The 23,828-nt window shown below is 39.6% G+C and carries 21 protein-coding genes and 2 other annotated features; all 21 genes read right to left on the reverse strand.

Features of this window, described 5'->3' with window-relative positions:
• Positions 1–6: 6 nt before the first annotated feature.
• Complete coding sequence (gene rpsG / locus BN986_RS24190; protein WP_040985105.1) at positions 7–477, reverse strand: 30S ribosomal protein S7; 471 nt, start codon at positions 475–477, stop codon at positions 7–9.
• A 34-nt stretch (positions 478–511) separates the two neighbouring features.
• Positions 512–931, reverse strand: coding sequence for a 30S ribosomal protein S12 (gene rpsL / locus BN986_RS24195; protein ID WP_040985107.1), 420 nt, complete (start codon positions 929–931; stop codon positions 512–514).
• 355 nt (positions 932–1,286) lie between these two features.
• Positions 1,287–4,901, reverse strand: a complete 3,615-nt coding sequence (gene rpoC / locus BN986_RS24200; protein WP_040985109.1) for a DNA-directed RNA polymerase subunit beta' — start codon at positions 4,899–4,901, stop codon at positions 1,287–1,289.
• Positions 4,902–5,116: 215 nt separating this feature from the next.
• Positions 5,117–8,662 carry a DNA-directed RNA polymerase subunit beta gene (rpoB, locus tag BN986_RS24205; RefSeq protein ID WP_040985111.1) on the reverse strand — a complete coding sequence of 1,182 codons (3,546 nt, stop codon included), beginning with the start codon at positions 8,660–8,662 and terminating at the stop codon, positions 5,117–5,119.
• A 410-nt stretch (positions 8,663–9,072) separates the two neighbouring features.
• Positions 9,073–9,678 (reverse strand): class I SAM-dependent methyltransferase, encoded by a 606-nt coding sequence (locus tag BN986_RS24210; protein ID WP_040985114.1) that lies wholly within the window; start codon positions 9,676–9,678, stop codon positions 9,073–9,075.
• 357 nt (positions 9,679–10,035) lie between these two features.
• Entirely contained in the window at positions 10,036–10,401 is a 366-nt protein-coding gene (gene rplL / locus BN986_RS24215; protein ID WP_040985115.1) for a 50S ribosomal protein L7/L12, read from the reverse strand.
• 54 nt (positions 10,402–10,455) lie between these two features.
• The gene (gene rplJ / locus BN986_RS24220) at positions 10,456–10,953 is read right to left on the reverse strand and encodes a 50S ribosomal protein L10 (protein ID WP_040985117.1); all 498 of its coding nucleotides are present in this window, start codon (positions 10,951–10,953) and stop codon (positions 10,456–10,458) included.
• Positions 10,954–11,002: 49 nt separating this feature from the next.
• Positions 11,003–11,146: a sequence feature (ribosomal protein L10 leader region), on the reverse strand.
• Between the two features lie 49 nt (positions 11,147–11,195).
• A complete protein-coding gene (rplA, locus tag BN986_RS24225; RefSeq protein WP_040985120.1) occupies positions 11,196–11,888 on the reverse strand; it encodes a 50S ribosomal protein L1 in 693 nt (230 codons plus the stop codon).
• A gap of 230 nt (positions 11,889–12,118) precedes the next feature.
• Complete coding sequence (gene rplK, locus BN986_RS24230) at positions 12,119–12,544, reverse strand: 50S ribosomal protein L11 (RefSeq protein ID WP_040985122.1); 426 nt, start codon at positions 12,542–12,544, stop codon at positions 12,119–12,121.
• Positions 12,545–12,785: 241 nt separating this feature from the next.
• Entirely contained in the window at positions 12,786–13,322 is a 537-nt protein-coding gene (gene nusG / locus BN986_RS24235) for a transcription termination/antitermination protein NusG (protein ID WP_040985124.1), read from the reverse strand.
• 137 nt (positions 13,323–13,459) lie between these two features.
• On the reverse strand, positions 13,460–13,633 hold the full coding sequence (gene secE / locus BN986_RS24240) for a preprotein translocase subunit SecE (RefSeq protein WP_040985126.1): 174 nt from the start codon (positions 13,631–13,633) through the stop codon (positions 13,460–13,462).
• Between the two features lie 49 nt (positions 13,634–13,682).
• The gene (gene rpmG, locus BN986_RS26570; RefSeq protein ID WP_077605138.1) at positions 13,683–13,832 is read right to left on the reverse strand and encodes a 50S ribosomal protein L33; all 150 of its coding nucleotides are present in this window, start codon (positions 13,830–13,832) and stop codon (positions 13,683–13,685) included.
• Between the two features lie 147 nt (positions 13,833–13,979).
• Positions 13,980–14,633: an RNA polymerase sporulation sigma factor SigH gene (sigH, locus tag BN986_RS24245; protein ID WP_040985128.1), complete on the reverse strand. Its 654-nt coding sequence runs from the start codon at positions 14,631–14,633 to the stop codon at positions 13,980–13,982.
• A 327-nt stretch (positions 14,634–14,960) separates the two neighbouring features.
• Positions 14,961–15,467: an NYN domain-containing protein gene (locus BN986_RS24250; protein ID WP_040985130.1), complete on the reverse strand. Its 507-nt coding sequence runs from the start codon at positions 15,465–15,467 to the stop codon at positions 14,961–14,963.
• Complete coding sequence (gene rlmB / locus BN986_RS24255; RefSeq protein ID WP_040985179.1) at positions 15,468–16,196, reverse strand: 23S rRNA (guanosine(2251)-2'-O)-methyltransferase RlmB; 729 nt, start codon at positions 16,194–16,196, stop codon at positions 15,468–15,470. It lies immediately after the preceding gene.
• Between the two features lie 150 nt (positions 16,197–16,346).
• Complete coding sequence (locus BN986_RS24260) at positions 16,347–16,742, reverse strand: Mini-ribonuclease 3 (RefSeq protein ID WP_040985132.1); 396 nt, start codon at positions 16,740–16,742, stop codon at positions 16,347–16,349.
• A complete protein-coding gene (gene cysS, locus BN986_RS24265; protein WP_040985134.1) occupies positions 16,742–18,148 on the reverse strand; it encodes a cysteine--tRNA ligase in 1,407 nt (468 codons plus the stop codon). The genes BN986_RS24260 and cysS overlap by 1 nt, the downstream gene beginning before the upstream one ends.
• Positions 18,129–18,797 (reverse strand): serine O-acetyltransferase, encoded by a 669-nt coding sequence (gene cysE, locus BN986_RS24270; RefSeq protein ID WP_040985181.1) that lies wholly within the window; start codon positions 18,795–18,797, stop codon positions 18,129–18,131. The genes cysS and cysE overlap by 20 nt, the downstream gene beginning before the upstream one ends.
• 136 nt (positions 18,798–18,933) lie before the next feature.
• Positions 18,934–19,151, reverse strand: a binding site (T-box leader).
• Between the two features lie 136 nt (positions 19,152–19,287).
• Positions 19,288–20,757 carry a glutamate--tRNA ligase gene (gene gltX / locus BN986_RS24275; RefSeq protein WP_040985136.1) on the reverse strand — a complete coding sequence of 490 codons (1,470 nt, stop codon included), beginning with the start codon at positions 20,755–20,757 and terminating at the stop codon, positions 19,288–19,290.
• Between the two features lie 267 nt (positions 20,758–21,024).
• Entirely contained in the window at positions 21,025–22,122 is a 1,098-nt protein-coding gene (locus BN986_RS24280; RefSeq protein WP_040985138.1) for a PIN/TRAM domain-containing protein, read from the reverse strand.
• 214 nt (positions 22,123–22,336) lie between these two features.
• On the reverse strand, positions 22,337–23,710 hold the full coding sequence (radA, locus tag BN986_RS24285; RefSeq protein WP_040985140.1) for a DNA repair protein RadA: 1,374 nt from the start codon (positions 23,708–23,710) through the stop codon (positions 22,337–22,339).
• Positions 23,711–23,828: the final 118 nt, after the last annotated feature.

Genomic DNA, 23,828 nt, shown 5'->3' on the forward strand with positions numbered 1-23,828 from the left:
TTTAAATTACCAACGGTAGTGAGCGAATGCTTTGTTCGCTTCTGCCATTTTATGCATATCTTCTCTTCTCTTAACAGCAGCTCCTGTGTTATTAGAAGCATCAAGAATTTCATTAGCAAGACGTTCTTCCATTGTTTTTTCTCCGCGTAGGCGAGAGTAGTTAACAATGTAACGTAATCCTAAAGCTTGACGACGTTCTGGACGAACCTCCACTGGTACTTGATAGTTTGAACCACCGACACGGCGAGCACGTACTTCAAGTACTGGCATAACATTTTTCATTGCTTGCTCAAAAACTTCCATTGCGTTTTGGCCGCTTCTTTCAGCAACTAATTCGAACGCATTATAAAGGATTTTTTGTGCTTTACCACGCTTTCCATCAATCATAATTTGATTAATAAGGCGTGTAACTAATTTTGAATTATAAAGCGGATCTGGTAAAACATCACGCTTTGGTACTGGACCTTTACGAGGCATTGTACATCCTCCTTTCCTTTATATAATTATTTATTTATTTTTTTTGTTTCGGTTTTTTCGTTCCGTATTTAGAACGTCCTTGCATACGGCCTTCTACTCCAGCAGTATCAAGTGCTCCACGTACGATGTGGTAACGTACCCCTGGTAAGTCTTTTACACGACCGCCACGGATAAGAACAACACTGTGCTCTTGCAAGTTGTGACCAATTCCAGGAATGTATGCCGTTACCTCCATGTTGTTAGACAAACGTACACGCGCATATTTACGAAGTGCAGAGTTTGGTTTCTTAGGAGTTAACGTACCTACACGAGTGCATACACCACGTTTTTGGGGAGCATTCTCGTTAGTCACTTTCTTTTTAAAGCTGTTATATCCTCTATTAAGTGCAGGTGAGTCAGACTTTTTTGACTTTGACACACGGCCTTTACGCACTAACTGATTAATTGTTGGCATGATATTTCCTCCTCTCCATTAGGATTTTAGTAATCAAAGAACAATCTTTTGTAATACCACACATCCAGGTGGTTCATTTTTAGTGATAAAAAAATCTCTCACAAATCTTTGCGAAAAACAATTCACCTTATAATCAGATTGCTTTTGTTATTATCGTTTAAATTAAACCGAAGTTCCGATTAGGAATTACTCCAAAAAATATGCTTATAAGCATAATCAGAAGCACCTTGAATATATTACCACCCTCTATATTGTTTGTCAATATATTCATGGTATTTTTTTATAGACTTCCAAAATAACTTATTACATTATTATCAGAAGGGGGGACCCCCCCCCCTTCTGAATAACATATTATTTATACTCTCTGTGTGCTCTCTTCATCTGTAACTTCTTCATCAGTTTCAGGCACATCAAGCTCAGCTTCTAAAGTACGATATTGTGGCATTCCAGTTCCTGCTGGAACAAGCTTACCAATAATAACATTTTCTTTTAAGCCAAGTAATTCATCACGTTTTCCTTTAATAGCGGCATCTGTCAAGACACGTGTCGTTTCTTGGAAGGATGCAGCTGATAAGAAGGAATCTGTTTCAAGAGATGCTTTGGTAATTCCAAGTAATACTGGACGTCCTGTTGCAGGCTCAGCGTTCTCTTTAAATACTTTGTGATTGGCTTCTTTGAATTGGTGTAATTCAAGCAGGGATCCTGGTAATACTTCTGTATCTCCAGAAGATACAACACGGATTTTACGAAGCATTTGACGAACCATTACTTCGACGTGTTTGTCTCCAATTTCTACCCCTTGCATACGATATACACGTTGTACCTCTTTAAGCAAGTAGTCTTGAACCCCTTCTACACCTTTCACACGAAGAAGTTCTTTCGGATCAACGGAACCTTCTGTAAGCTCTTGACCAGCTTCCACTTGATCTCCTTCTTGAACTTTCAAACGAGCGTTGTAAGGAACAGCATAGCTGCGTTGTTCTACATTGCCCTGGATAACAATTTCTTGTTTATCCTTCACTTCTTTCATTTCAAGAACGGTACCGGCAATTTCTGTAATGACCGCTTGCCCTTTCGGATTACGAGCTTCGAACAGCTCTTGGATACGCGGTAAACCTTGGGTAATATCGTCTCCAGCTACCCCACCTGTATGGAAGGTACGCATTGTTAGCTGTGTACCTGGCTCACCGATAGATTGAGCTGCGATAATACCTACCGCTTCCCCAACCTCAACATCTGATCCAGTAGCTAAATTGCGGCCATAACATTTCTGACATACACCATGTTTTGTGTTACAAGTGAAGGCTGTACGGATGATTACTTCTTCAATACCAGCTTCAACAATAGCTTTTGCTTGGTCTTCATGAATAAGTTCATTTTTCTCCACGATGACCTCGCCAGTTTCAGGATGCTTCACGTTCTCGAACGATGTTCTACCAATTAAACGATCTAATAGCGGTTCGATCACTTCTGAACCATCAACAAGCGCAGCAACTTTCAAGCCACGGTCTGTTCCACAATCATCTTCACGAATGATAACATCCTGTGCAACGTCTACAAGACGGCGTGTCAAGTAACCTGAGTCAGCTGTTTTCAGTGCTGTATCAGCAAGACCTTTACGGGCTCCGTGCGTAGAAATAAAGTATTCCATTACAGTCAGGCCTTCACGGAAACTTGATTTAATTGGAATTTCAATGATCTTACCGGATGGATCGGCCATCAATCCACGCATACCAGCAAGCTGGGTGAAGTTTGATGCGTTACCACGGGCTCCGGAATCACTCATCATATAGATTGGGTTCCGGTTGCTCAATGATCCCATCAAGCGATCTTGAATAACGTCTTTTGATTCTGACCAGATAGCAATTACACGATCGTAACGCTCTTCCTCTGTAATCAAACCACGACGGAACTGTTTTAATACTTTATCTACTTTAGCTTGCGCATCGTCTAAGATACCTTGCTTTTCAGCAAGTACAACGATATCAGAGATACCAACTGTCATACCGGCTTTTGTAGAATAACTGAAACCTAAGTCTTTCATCCGGTCAAGCATTTTAGAGGTTTCTGTGATCTTGAATCGCTTAAATACTTCAGCGATAATATCACCTAAGAAGCCTTTCTTAAATGGCTTAACCTCTTCACGGTTTTTAATTTCTTCTTTAATGTCTGTACCAGGCTCAACAAAATAGTGTTCTGGTGTTTTGTCTTCTAAATTCCCTTTTGAAGGTTCGTTCATATAAGGGAAAGAATCTGGAAGAATTTCATTAAATATTAGTTTTCCAACAGTGGTTAACAATAGTTGGCTATTTTGTTTTTCGGTAAATGTTTTATTATTTAAGCTGGATGCTTGAACTGCAATACGTGTATGCAGATGAGCGTATCCAGTTTGATAAGCAATTAATGCTTCGCTCGCATCTTTGAAGTAAGAACCTTCCCCAATTGCACCTTCACGCTCTAATGTAAGGTAGTAGTTTCCTAGTACCATATCTTGCGATGGTGTAACAACCGGTTTTCCATCCTTAGGATTAAGAATGTTTTGTGCTGCTAACATTAAGATTCTTGCTTCTGCCTGTGCTTCTGCTCCAAGCGGAACGTGTACAGCCATTTGGTCCCCGTCAAAGTCAGCGTTATATGCTGTACATACAAGCGGGTGTAGACGGATTGCACGACCATCAACCAGCGTAGGTTCAAATGCTTGAATACCCAATCTGTGAAGGGTCGGTGCACGGTTAAGAAGTACCGGATGTTCTTTAATAACATCTTCAAGGACATCCCATACGTCAGGGTGCACTCTTTCAATTTTTCGTTTCGCTGATTTAATGTTGTGCGCCAGACCTCTAGATACTAATTCTTTCATGATAAACGGTTTGAATAATTCTAGCGCCATTTCTCTTGGCAAACCACATTGATACATTTTCAAATGTGGTCCAACGACGATAACAGAACGACCAGAATAGTCAACACGTTTACCTAGTAAGTTTTGACGGAAACGACCTTGCTTCCCTTTCAGCATATGAGAAAGAGATTTCAACGGACGGTTACCTGGTCCTGTAACTGGACGGCCACGACGACCATTGTCAATTAAAGCATCTACTGCTTCCTGAAGCATACGTTTTTCGTTTTGAACGATAATGCTTGGGGCACCTAAATCAAGTAGACGTTTTAAACGATTGTTACGGTTGATCACACGACGATAAAGGTCATTTAAATCAGAAGTAGCAAAACGTCCACCGTCTAATTGAACCATTGGACGGATTTCTGGAGGGATCACTGGAAGAACATCTAAAATCATCCAGCTTGATTCGTTTCCAGAGTTACGGAATGCTTCCATTACTTCTAAACGCTTGATTGCACGAGTACGTCGTTGACCATGTGCTGTTTTCAGCTCTTCACGTAACGTATCAACTTCTTTTTCTAAATCAAGATCTTGCAATAATTTGCGAATAGCTTCTGCTCCCATTTGAGCTTTGAAGTTATTGCCATATTTATCATAATAAGAGCGGAATTCTTTCTCAGAAAGCAATTGTTTCTTCTCAAGAGGTGTGCTTCCTGGATCCGTTACGATATATGCTGCAAAATAGATAACTTCCTCTAAGGCACGAGGAGACATATCTAATACTAATCCCATACGGCTGGGAATACCTTTAAAGTACCAAATGTGTGATACAGGAGCTGCAAGTTCAATATGCCCCATACGTTCACGACGTACTTTAGCTTTTGTCACTTCTACGCCACAACGGTCACAGACAACACCTTTGTAACGAACACGTTTATATTTACCACAGTGACATTCCCAATCCTTCTGTGGCCCAAAGATACGCTCACAGAATAAACCATCTTTTTCCGGCTTTAACGTACGATAGTTAATTGTTTCTGGTTTTTTTACTTCACCGTAAGACCAAGAACGAATCTTTTCTGGTGAAGCAAGCCCTATTTTCATGTACTCAAAATTATTTACATCCAACAAGGGGCAATCCTCCCTTTTACAAGTTAAGAAAGTTTGAGAAAACCTGGCTTATCGTCATGTCTTGGCGAAAGTCTGGGATTTCTTAAAACGAATTTTTATAGGAAGCGCAGAATGAATGATTCTGTAGAGAGATATTTCTACGTCAGCCACATCATGTAGCCAACGTAGAAATTAATCTAACACGCTAAGAAGCTCCAATCATTACTGCACAAATTTTATTGATTTAGTGGTTCTTCCACTTCGATATTAAGCTTCGTTGACGTTTGACCTTCCTCATCCTCTAGTTCACGCATATCAATCTCATCTTCTGTACTAGAAAGCATCTTCACGTCCATACCAAGACTTTGAAGCTCTTTAATGAGTACTTTAAACGACTCAGGAACGCCTGGTTCTGGTGCATTATCACCTTTTACAATAGCTTCATACGTCTTCACACGTCCAACGGTATCATCTGATTTAACCGTTAAGATTTCCTGAAGGGTGTATGCCGCACCGTAAGCTTCTAATGCCCAAACCTCCATCTCACCAAAACGCTGTCCTCCAAATTGTGCTTTACCACCAAGTGGTTGTTGCGTTACAAGAGAATATGGCCCAGTTGAACGGGCGTGCAGCTTATCATCAACCATGTGTGCAAGTTTAATCATATACATGACACCTACAGATATACGGTTGTCAAAAGCTTCTCCGGTACGTCCATCATAAAGGACGGTTTTCGCATCCCTTGGCATACCCGCTTCCTCAAGTGTTTCCCAAACATCTTCTTCTGTTGCTCCATCAAATACCGGGCTTGCTACATGCAGTCCAAGCTGTCTGGCAGCCATTCCTAAATGCAGCTCAAACACCTGTCCGATATTCATACGTGATGGTACCCCTAACGGGTTCAACATAATGTCGATTGGTGTACCGTCCGGCAGGAATGGCATATCCTCTTCCGGTAAAATTTTGGAGATAACCCCTTTGTTACCGTGACGACCTGCCATTTTATCTCCTTCGTGAATTTTACGTTTTTGAACGATATAAACACGAACAAGCTGATTCACACCTGGTGGTAACTCATCGCCATCTTCACGATTAAAGATTTTCACATCTAAGACGATTCCGTCTCCGCCGTGAGGAACACGTAAGGAAGTATCTCTTACTTCACGTGCTTTTTCGCCAAAGATTGCATGTAATAAGCGTTCTTCCGCTGAAAGCTCCGTCATTCCTTTTGGTGTTACTTTCCCGACAAGAATATCACTGTCCGTTACTTCTGCACCAATACGGATAATTCCTTGTTCATCAAGGTTTTTAAGCGCGTCTTCCCCGACGTTAGGAATGTCTCTCGTGATTTCTTCCGGTCCAAGCTTGGTATCACGCGATTCTGATTCAAATTCTTCAATATGAATAGAAGTATATACATCATCTTTTACAAGACGTTCACTCATAATGATGGCATCCTCGTAGTTATAACCTTCCCAGGTCATAAATCCTACAAGTACGTTTTGGCCTAATGCCAATTCGCCATCTTCCATTGAAGGACCGTCCGCAAGAACTTCTCCTTTTGTTACACGCTCTCCTTCTGCAACAATCGGACGCTGATTATAGCAAGTTCCTTGGTTCGAACGTTTATATTTTTGTAAACCGTAACGATCCAAGTCACCTTCTACTTCTTTGCCATCTACTTCTGAAATACGGCGTATCCAAACGGTTTTTGCTTCCACGCGCTCGACGATTCCATCGTGATGGCAGATAACAGCGGCTCCGGAGTCTTTTCCATTAACATATTCCATACCTGTTCCAACGATTGGTGATTTTGGATTCATCAAAGGAACAGCCTGACGTTGCATGTTCGCTCCCATCAGTGCACGGTTGGAGTCATCATTTTCCAAGAATGGAATACATGCAGTCGCAGCGGATACAACCTGTTTTGGTGATACGTCCATGTAATCAATACGATCACGGGAAACAATAATGTTATCTTCACGGAAACGGGCAGTTACTTCCTTGTTTACGAAGAAATTATCATCATCTAACGGCGAGTTTGCCTGTGCAACGATGTAATTATCTTGTTCATCTGCAGTCAGGTAATCAATGGTACCCGTTACTTTACCAGTCTCAGGATCAACACGGCGATATGGCGATTCAATAAATCCAAATTTATTCACTCGCGCATAACTGGATAGTGAGTTAATTAAACCGATGTTCGGTCCCTCTGGTGTCTCGATTGGACACATACGGCCATAGTGGGAGTAGTGAACATCACGTACTTCAAATCCAGCGCGTTCACGCGTTAAACCACCCGGTCCCAGTGCGGACAAACGACGTTTATGCGTTAATTCGCCCAAAGGATTAGTTTGGTCCATAAACTGTGATAACTGCGAGCTACCAAAGAACTCTTTAATGGATGCAATAACTGGACGAATATTAATTAATTGTTGAGGTGTTACGCTGGAAGTGTCTTGAATAGACATTCTCTCACGCACAACACGTTCCATACGGGATAATCCGATACGGAATTGGTTTTGTAATAACTCCCCTACTGAACGCAGACGGCGATTACCCAAATGATCAATATCATCTGTATCCCCTACCTGATGTAGCAGGTTAAAGAAATAACTGATAGAAGCTAAGATATCAGCTGGTGTGATATTTTTAATTTCTTTAGTTACTTCTCCATTTCCGATAACCGTTAATTCCCGCTCTCCATTTGGATCTGTTGGATCAAGAATTTTCACAGATTGTATTGTAATTTCTTCTTCTAAAACTCCATCATGTGGCGTAATAGTTTTATCACCGAAGCGATCTTCTTCACGCACAAGATATGGAAGAATCTTATCTAATAATTTTCTTTCCAAACGATCGCCTTTATTAGCAATGACTTCTCCGGTTTCAGAATCTACAACAGGCTCTGCAAGCACTTGATTGAATAAACGATTCTTGATATGGAGCTTTTTATTCATTTTATAGCGGCCCACATGCGCTAAATCATAGCGCTTTGGATCAAAGAAACGAGATACTAATAGACTCTTTGCGTTATCTACTGTTGGTGGTTCACCAGGACGTAGACGTTCATAGATTTCTAAAAGAGCTTTTTCAGCGTTCTCTGTATTGTCTTTTTCTAATGTGTTTCGCAGATATTCATTCTCACCTAATAAATCAACAATCTCTTGATCTGTTCCAAACCCTAAAGCTCTTAACAGAACTGTGATTGGTAATTTACGAGTGCGGTCAATACGAACATAAGCAACATCTTTGGCGTCCGTTTCAAATTCTAACCATGCACCACGGTTTGGAATAACCGTTGTTGCGATACCACGTTTCCCATTTTTATCAATTTTTTCGTTATAATAAACGCTTGGCGAACGGACAAGTTGTGATACAATAACACGCTCTGCCCCATTGATAATAAATGTTCCTGTTTCTGTCATTAATGGGAAGTCCCCCATAAATACTTCTTGTTCCTTTACTTCTCCGGTTTCATTATTAATTAAACGAACCTTCACGCGAAGGGGAGCATTGTATGTCACGTCTCTTTCCTTTGCTTCATCTACAGGATATTTCGGATCACCCAAACTATAATCCACAAATTCAAGTGATAGATTTCCTGTAAAGTCTTCAATTGGAGAAATGTCCTGGAACATCTCTCTTAAACCTTCTTCTAAGAACCAGTCATAAGAAGCGGTTTGGATTTCGATTAGGTTAGGTAATTCTAACACTTCATTAATACGTGCATAGCTCCTGCGTTGGCGGTGCCGTCCATACTGAACTAGTTGACCTGTCAACTGCTTCACCCCTTAAATCATCCATTTTAGTAGTTGTTCTACAAAATGTAACTCATATTTAAAAGAACGTCTGAATAAATCATCTGTTCTTTAAAAAATAAAACTATAAACTCATTATCCTATCATTCACAAACTCCATCACTTTTTCCTTCTGTAAAGCTAATTCTGATGAGAGTATAGGTTCTCTTTTATTTATTAAAAAATTAGCTGTTCCAAGGACTTTGTGATTTTAGATTGTGCAGATGAAAGAATTTTGATAAACTATAGAAAAGCAATTTGTCGAACCTTTGTTTTTCTCGATTCTATAAGCTTTTCCCATTTATAAAGATTTTATACATTTAGCCAAAGAAAAACGCTAGGCAAACGTACCCTAATCTTAGCATCTTCCAATCTTAGCATATACCCAATTGTTAGTCAAACTTTTTTGCTCGCAATATAAAATAGCCTTTTTTCTTTGTCACTACTTCTACATTACCAAAAATCGCTTCTAATTTATCTTTCGCAGATGGCGCTCCTTGTTTCTTCTGAATGACCACCCATAACTCTCCATGATCGGATAAATACTTACAGGCTTCCTCAAAAATAGCATGCACCACTTTTTTGCCGGCGCGTATCGGCGGGTTTGTCACAATGGAAGCAAATGTTTTTCCATTTAATTGCTTATACAAATCACTTTGAAGAATGGTTGTATTGGAGATTTTATTGATTTCTGCATTTTTCCGGGCCAATTCCACAGCACGCTCATTCACATCAACCATAAAAATCTGTCTATCTGGAAAGTCGGAAGCTAAGGATAAGCCAATCGGGCCATATCCACATCCTACATCTAATATTGGTCCATCGACCTCGGGCTTCTGGAAAGATTCAATAAGCACTCTCGATCCAAAATCTACTTCATTTTTTGAAAAAACACCAACATCACTAGTAAATTGAAACGTCTTGCCCCGCAAGTCAAATGACCAACTTTGAGGCAGTGATTTAGCTTGAGGCTGTTTGGAGTAATAATGCTCCGTCATATGGATTAGCACCCACTTTATATAAATTAAGAAAAATACCTGGGCTGCGATCGTACACTTCCTAATCATAGGGTGATGCCCGTTACAGCTCAAGCCCGCGGAAAGCGTAATGTATTTCTGGGGACTGCGATTACTCACTCCATCAAAACCCGCTGCAGCGATAGTCAGAAACACTAACTTACATCTAATACAAACAACCCAAATATTTTCTTGGTTAAAAAAAGGCCACTTGTTCAGCTAAAAAACATTCTCGTATATAAACTTGAACTTTTTCTAGTGACAAAAGTGACCTTTTTGGTTTCGTGATAAAAGAGCCCGCCTAAAATACGACGAGCTCTTTCTCTTATATTCGTTAAATTATTTAACTTCTACAGAAGCACCAGCTTCTTCAAGTTTTTCTTTAACTTCATCTGCATCTTCTTTAGATACAGCTTCTTTAATTGGTTTAGGAGCGTTATCTACTAAGTCTTTCGCATCTTTCAAGCCAAGACCAGTGATTTCGCGAACTGCTTTAACAACTTTGATCTTAGATGCACCAGCATCGTTAAGAACAACGTCAAATTCAGTTTTTTCTTCTTCAGCAGCACCGCCTGCAGCAGCACCTGCAGCAGCAACTGGAGCAGCAGCTGTTACGCCGAACTCTTCTTCGATTGCTTTTACTAAATCGTTTAATTCAAGTACAGTCATTTCTTTAATTGCACTAATCATTTCTTCGTTTGTCATGATTAAATTCCTCCTGATATAAGTTTGTTTTTTATAAATAAACCGTTTGGTGTATTACGCACCTTGTTCTTCTTTTTGTTCTGCAACAGCTTTTGTAGCGTAAGCAAAGTTACGAACTGGAGCTTGAAGTACGCTAAGCAGCATAGATACCATACCTTCGTAGTTTGGCAGATCTGCAAGCTCTTTAATTTGTTCAAGTGAAGCCACGCTTCCTTCAATGATTCCGCCTTTAATTTCTAAAGCGTCATGATCTTTACTGAAGTTGTTCAAGATTCTCGCTGGAGCTACAACATCTTCACTGAATGCAATCGCGTTTGGTCCGGTTAATACTTCGCTAAGTTCATTTAGCTCAACAGCTTCAACAGCGCGGCGAACCATTGTATTTTTGTATACTTTGAATTCAACACCTGCTTCGCGAAGCTCTCTGCGAAGTGCAGTTACCTCCGAAACGTCAAGACCACGATAGTCGACTACTACTGCACTCTGGCTATTACGAAACTTATCTGCGATTTCCTCTACTAATTGTTTCTTTTGTTCAATAATCTCTGACATCTTTCCACCTCCTAATAACAGTCACTATTATTACACCGTTCGAACGTGCTTTTCTATAAAAAAAGCTCTCATGTAGACATGAGAGCTTACCTTAGACCGGCAAAACGGTTTGCCATTCTATAAATAAACACCTCGGCAGGATGATTAAGCTTTAAGGAGCCCCTGCTGTCTACGGTATAACATTCGATTTTATGAAACCGAAAATTAGTATATCGAACGTTGGCTTAAAAGTCAACTACTAATTAACGGAAGTTAGAAACGTCAACTTTGATTCCTGGTCCCATTGTAGATGCAATGGAAGCATTTTTAAGGTAAGTACCTTTAGAAGACTGAGGTTTAACCTTTACAAGTTGATCAGTAAGTGCAGCAAAGTTTTCTGCTAATTTTGTTTCATCGAAAGAAATTTTTCCGATTGGAACATGAATGTTAGCAGACTTATCAACACGATATTCTACTTTACCTGCTTTAATTTCCTGAACAGCTTTTTCTACTTCAAAAGTTACTGTTCCTGTTTTAGGGTTTGGCATTAAGCCTTTTGGCCCTAAAACACGACCTAATTTACCTACTTCAGCCATCATGTCAGGAGTAGCAACAATTACGTCAAACTCAAACCAGCCTTGGTTAATTTTGTTGATGTAATCTCCTTCTCCAACATAATCTGCACCAGCAGCTTCTGCTTCTTTTGCTTTATCACCTTTAGCAAATACTAAAACGCGTTGTGTCTTACCAGTACCATGCGGTAAAACCATTGCTCCGCGAATTTGTTGATCTGCTTTCTTAGGGTCTACACCAAGACGAAAAGCAGCTTCAACTGTTTCATCAAAGTTTGCTTTTGCAGTCTTCTTTGCAAGCTCTACAGCTTCTTTTATTTCATATGCTTTTGCACGATCAATCTGCTTCAAAGCTTCTTGATGTTTTTTACCATATTTAGCCATATTAATTATATCCTCCTCTTTTGTGGTTATAGCGGTTGTACCTCCCACGAGACAAGAGATATACTCTTGTCCAGCACGTGAATCATCTATCCATCACTTTCATGGAAAAGTTCGCATTCACTCACCTTAAGTGAACCGATAGTTTTTACTTTACTATCGTGCGAATAAGGCTGCGGGTGAAAATAACCGCAACCTTTACCCTTTAGAAAGCGTGTCTACGGAATATCGAATCAGTCTTCGATTGTGATTCCCATACTGCGCGCAGTACCTTCAACCATGCGCACTGCCGCATCAACATCAGCTGCATTTAAATCCGGCATTTTTGTTTCAGCGATTTCTTTTACCTGGTCGCGTTTTACAGTAGCGACTTTTGATTTGTTAGGTTCACCTGAACCAGACTCGATTCCAGCTGCTTTTTTAAGCAATACTGCTGCTGGTGGAGTCTTTGTAACAAATGTAAATGAACGATCCTCGAATACCGTGATTTCAACAGGGATAATTAAACCTGCTTGTTCTTGTGTTCGAGCGTTAAATTCTTTACAGAATCCCATAATGTTAACACCTGCTTGACCTAGAGCCGGCCCAACCGGTGGTGCTGGATTAGCTTTTCCCGCAGGAATTTGCAATTTTACTAATTTGATTACTTTTTTAGCCACGAGACACACCTCCTTAAAGTCCGTGATGTGGTAATAGGGTCTCTAATTTTATTTACCCTCCCACTCATTTCTTGTACCCCTTTTAGTTGAGAACAAGAATAACAAAAGAATCTTAGCATGAATTCAAAAAAAAAGCAAGCCTCAATTCGTGAAAACACTTTATAGTAGAAGATCATTGTCAGTTTACTATACCATTCTCATTCACCAAAACAATCCTCTTTTTTTATTGCGCAGAGAAAATCTATGAAAGCTTATCTACTTGCGAAAAGTCCAACTCAACTGGTGTTTCTCTTCCAAACATATTCACGTGTACTTTCAATTTTTGTTTATCTGTATCAATTTGTTCAATTGTTCCTGTGAAATCAGCAAACGGACCATCTGTTACACGAACACTTTCTTTGATCTCAAAATCGACTTGAACAGCCGGTTCACTAACACCCATTCTTTTTAATACGACATCTACTTCATCCGGCAATATCGGCGTCGGCTTTGCGCCATGTCCGCTGGAACCAACAAACCCTGTAACGCCAGGTGTGTTCCGGACAACATACCACGAATCATCTGTCATAACCATTTCAGTTAAAACATAGCCTGGAAAAGACTTTTTCTTGACCATTTTCTTCTTGCCATTTTTGATTTCCGCCTCTTCGTCTTCTGGTACAATCACGCGGAAAATTTTATCTTCCATACCCATGGACTCTACTCTTTTTTCAAGATTCATTTTCACTTTGTTCTCATAACCAGAATAAGTGTGAACCACATACCAATTCTTTTCCATTTGTATCGGACAATAAAATGCCCTGTCCCCTCCTCTTCATGAATAAACTATCGTTTTTTATCCAATTTAAAAAACCCGCATAAACCGGGTTTTCGCTGACTTTTTCTTCTTTTCATTATACCTGCATTATAACGGAATTATTCAAAAAATGCATCTAAAAATTCAGATATGCCTAAATCAACGACAAAAAAGAATACCGCCATAAAGATTACAGTAGAAATTACCACAAAGGTATAATTTCTTAGTTCTTTCCCCTTTGGCCAACTTACTTTCTTCATTTCATTCGAAACATTCTTTAAGAACTTAAACATCTTATCTGTTTCCCTCCGAACTTACGCGAATCTATCCATCAACCTATATCTACTTGGTCTCACGATGCAGGGTATGTGTTTTGCAATGCTTACAGAACTTTTTCACTTCTAATCTTTGCGATTGATTGGCTGCGTTTTTGTTCGTTGAATAGTTCCTGCTAGAACATACTGCACACGATAAGACTATCTTTTTATTCATCATTTCCACCCCAATACACAGGGATATAGACTATATTAACATAGCACTTCAGTATGATAATGTCAATGTTAGCTGCTCTTTTTCTTTATCAACTAAAAACAGTCGCTTCATGTAGCTGGCATAAAAAACGACACACTTTCTACTTTATTAAATTGTAACGCCATTCTCTTCAAGCAATATTTCTAGTTTCCGTTTCACACGTACTAAAGCGTTATCAATTGATTTTACATGGCGATTTAATTGCTCTGCAATTTCCTGATAAGTGCAGCCATCCAAATATAGCTGCAATACCTGCTTTTCCAAACCGCTCAATAATTCTGATAATTTAAATTCCATCGCTCCAAATTCTTCGCGATTAATAAGCATTTCCTCGGGATCACTGTCTTCCGGACTCGAGATGATATCCAGCAACGTCCGGTCAGATTCTTCTTCATAGATTGGCTTATCAAGAGATACATAAGAATTTAAGGGGAGGTGTTTTTGTCTTGTTGCTGTTTTTATTGCTGTAATAATTTGCCGTGTTACACACAGCTCCGCAAATGCTTTAAAAGGAGTTGGCTGCTCCATATCAAAGTCACGAATCGCCTTATATAATCCAATCATTCCCTCTTGGATGATATCTTCCTTATCCGCTCCCACTAAAAAGTAAGTTCTTGCTTTTAACCGCACAAAATTTAAATACCGATGTATAAGGAGGTCCAATGCATAGCTGTCGCCTTGATCGATTAATTCCAGCAAATTAATATCTTCTAGCTTGTCCAGTTTCTTGCTGCGTGTATTGATTTGCCCACCATTCACCAACAATCCCCCCTAATCGATATCTCCAAATATCTCCACGATAGGAACTATTATACTAGACGAGCTGAAATACCGTCAACGGCCCTTTTATGACAGAAGCAGTCGTAATTTGTCGTTTTCGTGAAAATAACCAAGACTATATGCCTATGATTTTCAGGCGGCCAAAAGGGCAAAACAGCTTACCCTAAGCTCCCTTTGAGGCCACCATTATTTATTTGAAGTATCTAAAAAATATTTTTCTTTCCGTGAATTTATGAAATTAAAAACCGTTTGCAGGAATGATTTCTCATGAACGATATGAGAAGCATTGCCTGTCTATTGTATATTGTTCTATTTCCCCCGGCGCATCTCTTCAAAACGTTTTAATAAATCTTGATTTATTGGAATTTTAGCAGACGGCTTTTCTTTTTGATGCACCTCAAGTTTTACACGGATCTCTTGATTCATATCCTCCATTTCAATTTGCAGCTCTCTAGCTGATTTACGTAAAGCGCCCTGGCCAAAAATAGTACGTTGTTCTGCATAATCCGACGTCGCAACATACACTTGCGTTTGTATATTCTTTACCGTCTTTACAAGTTTCTCAATACACTCATCTGCTGTTTCTTTTTCCTTTGTATAAATCACTTCTACTTTATACTGTTTTTCTTTTGACTCAATTCCTCGAACATAGTAAGCATCAAAAACGACAATAACGCGGTCGCCGGTAAATGCTTGATATTCTGCAAGAAGTTCAATTAATCGATCCCTTGCTTGTCCAATATCTTTTTCTTTCAATTGTTCAAGCTCTGGCCAGGCACCGATAATATTATAGCCATCTACAATTAATACAACCATTTAAAAACTCCCCAGCGGCTGACGCTTTCGGAGTACTTCATAAAGTAGTAAGCTGCATGCAACGGAGGCATTTAATGAGGATACTTGTCCCACCATCGGCAAACTAACCGTCCAGTCACATTTTTTTCTCACGAGGCGGCTCATTCCTTTCCCCTCGTTCCCAATCACTACTCCGATTGGCAACGTTCCATCCAACTGCCGATAATCTTCATCAGCATTCGCTTCCGTTCCAATAATCCATATATTTCTTTCCTTCAGCTCATCAATGGTATTTGCAATATTTGTCACTCTGGCCACAGGAATATGTTCTAAAGCTCCTGCTGCTGTTTTTGCCACCGTAGCTGTCAAACCAACAGAACGGTGCTTAGGAATAATCACCCCGTGTGCGCCCGTTGCATCCGCTGTACGTAAAATAGATCCTAAGTTATGCGGGTCCTCTAATTCATCTAACAGGATAAAGAAAGGAGCTTCTTCTCTTTCGTCTGCTCTAGCGAAGAGATCTTCAATAGATGCGTAGGGATATGAAGCAACCGAAGCGACCACCCCTTGATGATTCCCCTCTTGCATTTTATCCAATTTTGACCTTGGAACTTTCTGAACAACTGCTCCTGCTTCCCGGGCAAGCTGTTGTATTTTGTGTGCAGCCGCTCCCTGCAGTTGTTCCGATATCCAGACTTTATTAACAGAACGGCCCGACTTTAATGCTTCGATTACGGGGTTTTTTCCCATAATCCATTCTTTTTCTTGTGTCACTTCAAGCACTCCCTTCTTTTAGAAAGTTTCGCATTCGTTTATTTTTTTGCTAGCATGTAGATATACTAACTTCGGCATTTTCTCAGCCCGTAAGTTTCTTTAAATCCATCATTTGTCTTATCCCTTCTATTGTGCTAGAAAATCAATTGCTTTCGACATCAATTCTTGCAGTCTTTGTTCATTTTTTAATAAATAGTGATAGCCAATCAATGCCTCAAATGCCGTACTATACCGATATGTTTGTACGTTAATATTTTTTGGAATACTGCCTGATTTTGCATTTCTTCCCCGGATAACTACTCGGCTCTCTTCTTCTGTTAAAAAAGCATCCTGCTCCAGCCAATGAAGAATAACCTTAGCTTGTGACTTACCAGATACATATCTAATCGCCGCCTGGTGTAATTGATTCGGTTTAATTGTTCCCCGCTCTAGCAACAGCTCGCGCACATATACTTCATAAATCGCGTCACCAATATAAGCTAGAGCAAGGCTTTTCATTTGCTTGACATCGCTGGCTTTCATTATTTACCTCTTTTCCACCTTACACCCTGGGGCGTATCTTCTAAGATGATTTGCTCTTTCTTTAATTGGTCACGTATTTCATCAGCACGAGCAAAGTCACGATTTTTACGTGCCTCATTTCGTTCAGCAATTAATGCTTCAATGGTTTCATCCAATAATTCTTCCTGTTCATTTTCAATATCAATCCCTAACACTTCAAGCATAGAGGCAATTTTTTCACGAAAAGCATCAATGATTTCTGTGGCTGTTTGCTCTTCTTGCACATAAACATTTGCCACTTTCGACAAATCAAAAAGAATTGAAATGGCATTTGCTGTATTAAAGTCATCATCCATCTCTGCTTCAAAGCGGTTTGTGAGCTCCTGAATACGATCTAACCATTCTTTATTGTCTTCTCTTAAATTCATGCTTGCCTGACGGCGATGCCCTAAATTATGATATGCTGTTTCAATGCGTTCTAAACTTGTCTTCGCACTTTGTAATAGCTCTTCCGTAAAATTAATTGGATTGCGGTAATGAACAGAAAGCATAAAGAAACGTAATACTTTCGGGTCATGCATATTTATTAAATCACGGGCCAGCACAAAATTACCGAGTGATTTCGACATTTTCTCATTATCGATATTAATATAGCCATTATGCATCCAATAGTTTGCAAAGGTGGTATCATTATGTGCTTCGGATTGTGCAATTTCATTTTCATGATGCGGAAAAGTTAAGTCTTGTCCCCCGGCATGAATATCAATGGTATCTCCTAAATGTTTCTTAGCCATTGCCGAGCACTCAATATGCCAGCCTGGGCGACCTTTACCCCAAGGTGCCTCCCAAGCAATTTCTTCTTCTTTTGCTTGTTTCCATAAAGCAAAGTCCAACGGATCTTGTTTCTTTTCACCGACTTGAATACGTGCTCCCGAACGTAATTCATCGATAGACTGATGAGAGAGTTTTCCATACCCTTCAAAAGAACGAGGTTTGAAGTAAACATCCCCTTCTGCTTCATAAGCATAGCCTTTGTCTATCAACTCTTTGATAAACGATATAATTTCCTGCATCGAATCCATCACGCGCGGATTTTGGGTCGCTTCTTTAACACCTAATGCCCCCACATCCTCTAAATAAGCATCAATAAAACGATCAGCTAGCGCACCGACTTCCTCTTCAGCCTCCTTGGCTGCCTTGATAATTTTATCGTCTACATCTGTAAAATTAAGGACATAATTGACGTCATATCCCCGATATTCAAAATATCTGCGAACAGTATCAAATACAATCGCCGGCCGTGCATTTCCGATATGGATATAGTTATATACCGTAGGACCGCACACATACATGGAAACTTTCCCAGGCTCAATTGGCTTGAAATCTTCCTTCTCTCTCGTTAATGTATTATATATTTGAATCGTCATGATTGTTGATACTTCCTTTCTTTAAAAGCTCTACTTCCGCTTTTAGCTCCTTTATTTGTTCTTGTAAGTCTTTGCACTTTTCCGCTACGGGATCTGGAATATTTTGATGATCCAGGTCCCTGTTTAGACGTTTTCCATCTTGGACGACGACTTGACCAGGAACTCCAACAACGGTGGCATTAGCTGGAACGTCTTTTAATACAACGGAGCCTCCTCCTATTTTCGAGTTTTCCCCAATCGTAATTGCGCCAAGCACTTTTGCTCCTGTCGAAACCATGGCATTATCTTCAAGCGTGGGATGTCGTTTACCTTGTTCCTTTCCCGTTCCGCCAAGTGTTACTCCTTGGAAAATAGTGACATTATCTCCTATTTCACAGGTTTCTCCTATCACTACGCCCATTCCATGGTCAATAAATAACCGTCTTCCTATTTTGGCTCCAGGATGTATTTCAATACCGGTAATAAAACGAGAGAATTGCGAAATAAAGCGAGCCAAAAATTTCAAATTTTTATTATACAGCCAATGTGCGATGCGATGCGCCCAAATCGCGTGTACGCCAGAATAAGTTAACATAACTTCAAAATACGTCCGGGCGGCTGGATCCTGTTCAAAAACAACTTCCATATCCTCCTTCATCCTTCGAAAGATCACCATGTTCAGCCCCTTTAGTCTAAAATAATTCGTAGTATTTATGACAGCAATTTTTATCAAGAAGGAAACACTGCTCCGGTCTTTCCTTTATTTTCATCAGTTATTAAAAAAAGCGTCTCTGTGTTATTGAAAACACAGAGACGCTTTTTTTAGCGCGGTTCCACTCTGTTTAGAGAAAAAAGTCTTTCTCCCCTTTGCTCTGTTAACGGCAGAGAACCGCTATCATGTACTCTATGTTCCATGATAGACTCTGAGGCGCACTTCAAAAAGAAACCTTAAAGTCACTTGCAGCAAGTGTGACTCTCTCTGTGTAAGAAATTCATTTTTACTTTACCCCATCTACGCTTTCGTTCTATTTCATTTTCCTTAATAATCTTTTTAAATACATATTCAAAAACCGATAAAAAACGGATTACCATTTTACTTGGGTTATTTTGAACATCTTTTATAAAGCTAATATATTATATAACATCGGAAATGTGAACTCTTAAGCTCCCATTTCCTTTAATAATTTATCCAGACGTTTTACAATAACATCTTTTCCTAATAATTCAATAGCAAACGGAAGCTCTGGACCATGGGTTTGTCCTGTGGTCGCCACACGGATTGGCATAAAGAGTTTTTTACCACGATGTCCTGTTTCTTTTTGCGTTGCTTTAAATTGTGCTTTAATTGAATCTTTATCAAACGACTCTAAATGAATCAATTTATCTGTGAACACTTGTAATACTTCAGGGACTTGTTCTTCTTCTAATACTTTCCGTTCTGCTTCACCATAACTAATATCCTCTTGGAAAAACAGCTCTGTCAATTCAACGATTTCTGCCCCGTAGCGCAATTGTTCTCGATACAGACTGATCACATTTTTTGCCCATTCGCGCGTCTTCTCATCCATGTTTTCAGGAAGCTTTCCTGCTTTGATTAAATGAGGTAGTGCTAAATCGATCACACGGTTTAAATCTGCTTTTTTAATATACTCATTGTTCATCCATTTCAATTTATGCTGGTCAAAGATTGCTGCAGAGGTGGATAAACGCTCTGGATCAAATATGTTAATCAGTTCATCCTGTGTAAACATTTCTTCTTCGCCCACTGGTGACCATCCAAGCAAGCTGATGAAATTAAACATTGCTTCCGGCAAATAGCCTAAATTACGATATTGCTCGATAAATTGCAGGATGTGCTCATCGCGTTTACTCAGCTTTTTACGTTCTTCATTTAAAATTAATGTCATATGCCCGTAGCGCGGTGCTGTCCATCCAAACGCATCATAAACCATCATTTGCTTTGGTGTATTCGAAATATGCTCTTCTCCGCGCAATACGTCTGTAATTTCCATCAAATGATCATCGATTGCCACAGCGAAATTATACGTAGGAATTCCATTTTTCTTAACAATAACCCAATCACCAAAATCACTAGATTCAAAAGTGATTTCTCCACGTACAATATCTTGGAATGTATATGTTTTATTTTTAGGAACGCGGATGCGGATACTTGGCGTTCTGCCTTCTGCTTCAAAGCTTTGAATCTCTTCCTCTGTTAAGTTACTATGTTTCCCGGCATACTTAGGAACTTGTCCATTGGCACGCTGTTCTTCCCGTTCTGCTTCTAACTCATCCTCTGTCATATAGCATTTATAAGCTAAATCACGCGCCAGCAGTTCATCTACAAATTTTTGATAAATATCTAAGCGCTCTGTTTGACGATAAGGACCGTAATCCCCACCGATATCTGCTCCTTCATCCCATTCTAGGCCAAGCCATTCTAAATATTTTAATTGACTCTCTTCGCCGCCCTCTACATTTCTTTTATCATCCGTATCCTCTGTACGGATAATGAATTTTCCATCAAAATGTTTTGCATATAAATAATTAAATAAAGCGGTACGAGCATTACCAATGTGTAAATGACCTGTTGGACTAGGCGCATAACGTACGCGAACTTCCTTACTCATTTAAAATGCCTCCCTCAAAGTTTTTTATATAATTGCTGCCTGCTTTTTCTTAAAGAAAATATTCAAAAGGACCGACATGAGACCATTTAAACATATTTCAGAAGAGGATCTCTTCTATCTTTATCTTAAGCATAAGTTAAACTACGTATTTAAGGAACTTCAACTAAGTTCCTTAAATACGAGTTTTTCTAACAAACAAGCTCTATGCGAAAAGTGATAACATATAAATGTTATCACTTTTTTTATCCTTTATCAGTTATACCTTTTTTACAAAGCTTTTTCAAGTAATTTTGGTTTTGCAAAGATCATCCGTCCAGCAGAAGTTTGCAGAACACTCGTAATAACAACCTCAATGTTTTTACCAATGTAGTCTCTGCCTTCTTCCACAACAATCATTGTTCCGTCATCTAAATAGGCAACACCCTGATTATGTTCCTTCCCGTCTTTGATGACTTGAACATGCAGTTCTTCCCCCGGGAGAACAACCGGCTTCACAGCGTTGGCCAGGTCATTAATATTTAAGACCGACACTCCCTGGAAGTCACATACTTTATTTAAATTAAAATCGTTGGTGACAACAATACCATCAATGACTTTTGCCAATTTAATCAGTTTGCTGTCCACTTCCGGAATATCTTCAAAGTCCCCTTCATAAATTTCCACTGGTACAGCAAGTTCTTTCTGAATTCTGTTTAAAATATCCAGTCCGCGTCTGCCGCGGTTTCGTTTCAACGCGTCCGATGAATCTGCAATATGCTGTAATTCACCAAGAACAAATTGAGGGATAACAATGGTTCCTTCTAAAAAGTTTGTCTGACAAATATCAGCGATCCGCCCATCAATAATCACGCTTGTATCCAGGATCTTGGGGCTTGGATACTGCGCATTCGAATCCGTATCCTCTTCTTCAGCGCTACGACGCTTGTCCTTTTTCGTAGGTTTGAGTATATTCATAAATTCCTCCCGCCGGCGAAAACCAACCTGGAATCCTAAATAACCAAGTATAATCATGATAAAAAGCGGTAAGACCTGCGAAAAAACACGAATACTCATATCTTGAAATGGCATATTAACAAAGTAAGCTATAACAAGACCGACAATTAAACCAATACTGCCAAAAAATAAATCCATGGCTGGTAATTTTACCAGTGCATCTTCCACCCAACGAAAGAAATTCACAATATAGTTTACTAGTAAATAAGACAAGATAAAAAATATAATAGCTCCAACAATCATTCCCAAAATAGATGAAGTTAACCAACTTGATTCAGCAACATTTAATAACTGGACGATTCCTGGAAGATAGAGATACCCCATGGTCCCCCCTAATATAATAAAGAATAAGTGTACTACTTTTTTCATCAATTCCTTTCACCTCCTGACTATTATAATAGTATTACCCAATGACATGTAATATATGCTTATCTGCTTGGAATTCTTGTAAAAATTTGTGTTTAAAAAGTTGCCAATGATTTTCAATAGAACGAGTAAACGTAATCCCAGATCCAATACATGAGAAGCTTAGTCGAGATTCCTTTAAACCCATCGTTTTTCTTATACCTTTATATCATGTAAAAATCTACTGTTGTAACCCGACTTCTAAAGCTTCCTGTACATTGGAAACACCAATCACTTCGATACCAGCTGGATAATTCCAGCCGTCTAAATTATTTTTCGGGCAAATCACCCGTTTAAACCCTAATTTTGCAGCTTCCTGTACACGTTGTTCAATACGGGATACTCTGCGTATCTCTCCCGTCAAACCAACCTCACCTACAAAAATATCCTCTGGCTTTGTGGGATGGTCCCGAAAACTTGATGCAATACTGACTGCAAGAGCTAAATCAATCGCCGGCTCATCCAGCTTCACACCACCAGCTACTTTAATATAAGCATCCTGATTTTGGAGCATGAGTCCAACACGTTTCTCCAACACAGCCATTAAAAGTGGGACACGATTATGGTCTACCCCCGTAGCTGTTCTGCGCGGATTACCAAAACTTGTTGGTGAAATCAATGCCTGTATTTCTACTAAAACGGTGCGAGTTCCTTCCATTGAAGCAACAACAGTCGATCCCGCCGCTCCTTGAGACCGTTCTTCCAGGAAGATTTCTGAAGGGTTCATCACTTCACGTAACCCTTCCTCCTTCATCTCAAAAATCCCCATTTCATGTGTACTCCCGAAGCGATTCTTCACGCCTCTTAAAATGCGATAAGTATGATGCCTTTCTCCTTCAAAATACAATACCGCATCTACCATATGTTCCAATAAGCGCGGACCTGCAATCGAACCTTCTTTTGTTACGTGGCCGACAATAAAAATAGGAATGCCTTTGGTCTTCGCGATTTTCATAAGCTCCATCGTACATTCTCTTACCTGTGACACACTGCCAGGTGCACTTGTTATTTCTTCTTTAAAAATGGTTTGAATGGAATCAATGACTACAAAGGAAGGGTTGATTTCTTCGATCTGTCTGCTGATATCCATTAAATTTGTTTCGGATAAAACATATAATTCATCTGTTTTTATATCTAATCGATCAGCACGTAATTTCGTTTGTCTTGTAGATTCTTCACCAGACACGTAGAGAACCGGTAAAGCCTTCTCTGCCAACTGCGCAGATATTTGTAATAAGAGAGTTGATTTTCCAATACCCGGATCTCCGCCAATTAAAACTAACGATCCTAATACAACGCCTCCACCCAATACACGGTTAAATTCCCGCATTTTCGTCGTAATACGAGGTTCCTTCTTTGATTCTATCGTGGTTATCTTTTCAGGTTTTTGTGAGGAGGCTGTACCAGACATATATCCTGCTCTGCCTTTTACAGCAGCAGCTTCAATTTCTTCTACCATTGTATTCCATTGCTGGCAAGCTGGACATTTACCCATAAATTTAACGGATTCATATCCACATTCTTGACAGACAAATTTTGTTTTTCTTTTTGCCAACGTTTCAAGCCTCCTTCAAGTGTTGTTCAACTAGCGAATTTCTCACCTGTTGCACTGACTTCTACGCCGACCACTACTAGACGCGGACGACCTTATTAGAAGTTCCTTCCTTATTTAC

This window comes from Oceanobacillus jeddahensis (assembly GCF_000750635.1).
GTDB lineage: Bacteria > Bacillota > Bacilli > Bacillales > Amphibacillaceae > Oceanobacillus > Oceanobacillus jeddahense.

Excerpts from the sequence above, each read along its gene's own strand:
- cysS (WP_040985134.1), bottom strand. The coding sequence starts at position 18,148 with ATGACGATTCAAATATATAATACATTAACGAGAGAGAAGGAAGATTTC.
- BN986_RS24210 (WP_040985114.1), bottom strand. The coding sequence starts at position 9,678 with ATGACGGAGCATTATTACTCCAAACAGCCTCAAGCTAAATCACTGCCT.
- rlmB (WP_040985179.1), bottom strand. The coding sequence starts at position 16,196 with ATGGGAAAAAACCCCGTAATCGAAGCATTAAAGTCGGGCCGTTCTGTT.
- rplA (WP_040985120.1), bottom strand. The coding sequence starts at position 11,888 with ATGGCTAAATATGGTAAAAAACATCAAGAAGCTTTGAAGCAGATTGAT.
- rpsL (WP_040985107.1), bottom strand. The coding sequence starts at position 931 with ATGCCAACAATTAATCAGTTAGTGCGTAAAGGCCGTGTGTCAAAGTCA.
- rplL (WP_040985115.1), bottom strand. The coding sequence starts at position 10,401 with ATGACAAACGAAGAAATGATTAGTGCAATTAAAGAAATGACTGTACTT.
- BN986_RS24260 (WP_040985132.1), bottom strand. The coding sequence starts at position 16,742 with ATGAAAGCCAGCGATGTCAAGCAAATGAAAAGCCTTGCTCTAGCTTAT.
- rplJ (WP_040985117.1), bottom strand. The coding sequence starts at position 10,953 with ATGTCAGAGATTATTGAACAAAAGAAACAATTAGTAGAGGAAATCGCA.
- nusG (WP_040985124.1), bottom strand. The coding sequence starts at position 13,322 with ATGGAAAAGAATTGGTATGTGGTTCACACTTATTCTGGTTATGAGAAC.
- rpmG (WP_077605138.1), bottom strand. The coding sequence starts at position 13,832 with ATGAATAAAAAGATAGTCTTATCGTGTGCAGTATGTTCTAGCAGGAAC.
- gltX (WP_040985136.1), bottom strand. The coding sequence starts at position 20,757 with ATGAGTAAGGAAGTTCGCGTACGTTATGCGCCTAGTCCAACAGGTCAT.
- rpsG (WP_040985105.1), bottom strand. The coding sequence starts at position 477 with ATGCCTCGTAAAGGTCCAGTACCAAAGCGTGATGTTTTACCAGATCCG.
- secE (WP_040985126.1), bottom strand. The coding sequence starts at position 13,633 with ATGTTTAAGTTCTTAAAGAATGTTTCGAATGAAATGAAGAAAGTAAGT.
- BN986_RS24250 (WP_040985130.1), bottom strand. The coding sequence starts at position 15,467 with ATGGTTGTATTAATTGTAGATGGCTATAATATTATCGGTGCCTGGCCA.